The 3462-nt window shown below is 67.8% G+C and carries 3 protein-coding genes; 1 reads left to right on the forward strand and 2 read right to left on the reverse strand.

Annotated elements, in window-relative coordinates:
- Positions 1–69: 69 nt before the first annotated feature.
- Positions 70–633: a UbiX family flavin prenyltransferase gene (locus VGF12_RS07245; RefSeq protein ID WP_331175370.1), complete on the forward strand. Its 564-nt coding sequence runs from the start codon at positions 70–72 to the stop codon at positions 631–633.
- 12 nt (positions 634–645) lie between these two features.
- On the opposite strand, the gene VGF12_RS07250 is transcribed toward VGF12_RS07245, so the two are convergent.
- A complete protein-coding gene (locus VGF12_RS07250) occupies positions 646–1725 on the reverse strand; it encodes a YbhN family protein (protein ID WP_331175371.1) in 1080 nt (359 codons plus the stop codon).
- 102 nt (positions 1726–1827) lie between these two features.
- On the reverse strand, positions 1828–3462 hold a 1635-nt coding region (locus VGF12_RS07255; RefSeq protein WP_331175372.1), incomplete at its 5' end, for a M3 family metallopeptidase.

Below are 3462 nucleotides of genomic sequence, written 5' to 3' on the forward strand. Positions count from 1 at the left end.
CGGCGGCTCGGACATCATGATGGAGATGTACGAGTCGGGTGAACTGCAGCAGGCGCTGGCGACGGCCTGATGAGCGGGAGGCTCGTCGTCGGGCTGACGGGGGCCACGGGCGCGGCCTATGCGCTGCGCCTGTTGCGGCGCGCGCGCGAACTGGGCGTCGAAACGCATCTGATCGCCACGCCCGCCGGCATCCTCAACGCGCACCACGAGCTGAGGCTGGACCGCTCGGCGCTGGAAGCCGAGGCGGACCACGCCTACGCGCCCGGCGACATCGGCGCGTGCATCGCCAGCGGCAGCTTCGCGACAGCGGCAATGGTGGTTGCACCCTGCTCGATGAAGTCCCTTGCGGCCATCGCCCATGGCCTGGGCGACAACCTGCTGACCCGCGCCGCAGACGTCACGCTCAAGGAGCGCCGGCGACTCATCCTGATGGTGCGCGAGACACCGCTGAACCTGGCCCACCTGCGCAATATGGTGGCCGTGACCGAGATGGGCGGCATCTGCTTCCCGCCGCTGCCGGCCTTCTATCACCACCCCAAGTCCATCGACGAGATGGTGGCGGAGACGGTGGAGCGGGTGCTGGACCTTGCGGGCGTGTCGCGAGCGCGCCCCACCCCCTGGACCGGGCTGTAACGACCGCCGGGCCTATCGGAGTGACGGCAATGTCGCGGCCTTGGGTCGCAACCACTGCATCACCTCGAAGGCCAGGATGATGGGGCCGGACACGACCAGAGGCACCAGCAGGTAGAAGATCCGCCAGACCAGCAGCGCGGCGACGACGCCCATGGCGGGCATTTCGGGCAGCAGCGCGACGAACACGACCTCCATCACCCCGACGCCGCCCGGCACCTGAGACAGCAGGCTCACGCAGAACGAAATCAGGAAGGCACCGAGCACCGTGGCAAAGCCAGGATTGCCCTCCGCCGGCAGCGCGAAATAGATGATGGCCGCGGCCGCCACCAGTTCTAGCGGCCCCGCGACGATCTGCTGCAGCACGATGCCCGGCTTGGGATAGTGCAGTTGGAAGCGGCCCATGCGCAGCGGCCGCAGGCCCAGAAAGGCCGCACCCACGTACAGCGCGCACAGCGCCAGCATGCCGAAAGCGAGCACCCGGATGCCCGATGGCGAGGCCCAGCCCGACGGCAGGCGCTCGGTCAGCGGCGCTGCCAGAGTCGGGTCCCAGGCCAGCGCACCGCCAAGCAGCAGCAGCGCGCCGAGCCCGAATGTGAACGAGCAGAACGAGATCAGCATCGCGACCTGCCCCTTGCTCAATCCCCGCGCGGCATAGGCCCGCAGCCGCACCGCGCCGCCGGACACCACGGAAGCGCCGATGTTGTGCCCCAGCGCGTAGGCCACGAAGGAGCACAGGAAGCTGAACGCGACCGACACGCGCGTCTGCACGCCGATGTGGCGAAGTGCGATGCGGTCGTACCAGGCGAGCGCCACATAGGCGAGGAGGGCGGACAGCGCGGCGAGCCCATAGCCCCGCGGCGGGATCGAGGCAAGCTTCTCGCCGATGACACGGAGGATGACCTCGACGTCGTTGACGAACCCATCGTTGAGCATGGCGCGCACCAGCGGGTCCGACGCCGCCTCGGCCCTCAGCTTGCCCTCGAGCAACACCATAGAGAAACCGACCGAAGCCAGCGCCAGCAGTGGCCACATCCAGGCCAGCAGATGGTCTGCCAGCTTCTTACGCGTGTTCTCCGTCGTGGCTTCGTGCAAACAGACCTCCCGTGATGGCAACCGAGCTTATCAGCGGCGCGGACACCCCCGGTGCATGCCAGCGGCATGCACCGGGGGTCGCGCCTGACGAACTCGCGCCGATCAGGGCTTCTGCACCATCAGGCCGCGCCTCTCCAGCAGCGGCTTGATGTCGGGCTCGTGGCCCACCAGGTTGCGGAACAGCTGCATCGCGTCCTCGCTGCCGCCCCGCGACAACATCTTGGCGCGCAGCTGGTCGCCGTTGACGCGCTTCAGGCCGCCCTTGGCCTTCAGCCATTCCACGGTGTCGGCATCCAGCACCTCGCTCCAGATGTAGGCGTAGTAGCCGGCCGAGTAGCCGCCCATGATGTGGCTGAAATACGGCAGCTTGTAGCGCGGCGGCACCGGGCCGAAGTCGACGCCCTCTTCCTTCAGCACCCTGGCCTCGAAGTCCACGACGGCGTCGGCGGCCGGGATCTCGCTCGCCTTGGTCTGATGCAGGCGCTGGTCGACGATGGCGGCGGACAGGTAGGACAACGTCGCGTAGCCTTGGTTGAAGCGCTTGGCGCGCGCAACCTTGTCGAGCAGCTCGCGCGGCATGGGGGCACCCGTCTTGTAGTGCTTGGCATAGTTGGCCAGCACGCTGGGCCAGTCGGCCCAGACCTCGTTGACCTGCGAGGGGTATTCGACGAAGTCGCGCGGCACGCGGGTCAGGCCCGGGTAGCGGCTCTTGTTGAACATGGCGTGCAGCGCATGGCCAAACTCGTGGAACATCGTGTTGACCTCGTCCCAGGTCAGCAGGGTCGGTTCACCGGCCGGCGGCTTGGGGATATTGAGGTGGTTCGCGACGACGGGCGACGTGCCCTCCAGCGCGTTCTGGCCAACATAGGCATTCGCCCACGCGCCGCCGCGCTTGCTCGGGCGGGCGTAGAGGTCGGCAATGAAGATGGCGAGCTGCTTGCCGTTGGTATCGAAGACGTCGTACACGCGCACGTCATCGCGGTAGACCGGCAGGTCGGTGCGGCGCTTGAAGCTGATGCCGTAGAGCTGATGGGCCGCGTAGAACACGCCACGCTCCAGCACGCTGGAGATCTCCAGATAGGGCTTGAGCTGGCTCTCGTCGAAGCCGTACTTGGCGGCGCGCAATTTGTCCGAGTAGTAGCTCCAGTCCCAGGCTTGCAACGCGAAGCTGGGCTGGTTCTTGGCCGCCTGCTCGCTGTCGATGAGCTTCTGCAGTTCGTCGGCCTCCTGCCTGGCCGAGGCCATGGCGGCCGGCGCGAGCTGGCGCAGCAGCGCGTTGACGGTGTCGGCCGACTTGGCGGTCTCCTCTTCCAGCACGAAGGCCGCGGGCGTCGCATAGCCCAGCAGCGCCGCGCGCTCCTGGCGCAGCGTCATCACGCGAGACACGATGGCCCGCGTGTCGAACTCGTTGCCACGTGCGCCTCGCGCCACCGAGGCGCGATGCAGGCGTTCGCGCACGGCCCGGTTCTGCAGGTCCGTCTCGAAGGGCTGGATGGTGGTGTTCAGCAGCGCGATCAGGTACTTGCCTTCCAGGCCGCGCTTCTTGGCCGCATCAGCCGCGGCGGCGATCTGCGCCGGGTTCAGACCTGCCAGTTCCTCGGCGCTGTCGACGACGATGGCCGAGTCGTTGACCTCGGCCAGCACGGCCTTGTTGAAGCGCGCGGCCAGCGTTGCCAGCTCACCGTTGATCGCCTTCATGCGCGTCTTCTGCGCGTCGCTCAGCTGCGCTCCAGCCCG

The organism is Roseateles sp. (assembly GCF_036404855.1).
GTDB lineage: Bacteria > Pseudomonadota > Gammaproteobacteria > Burkholderiales > Burkholderiaceae_C > Pelomonas.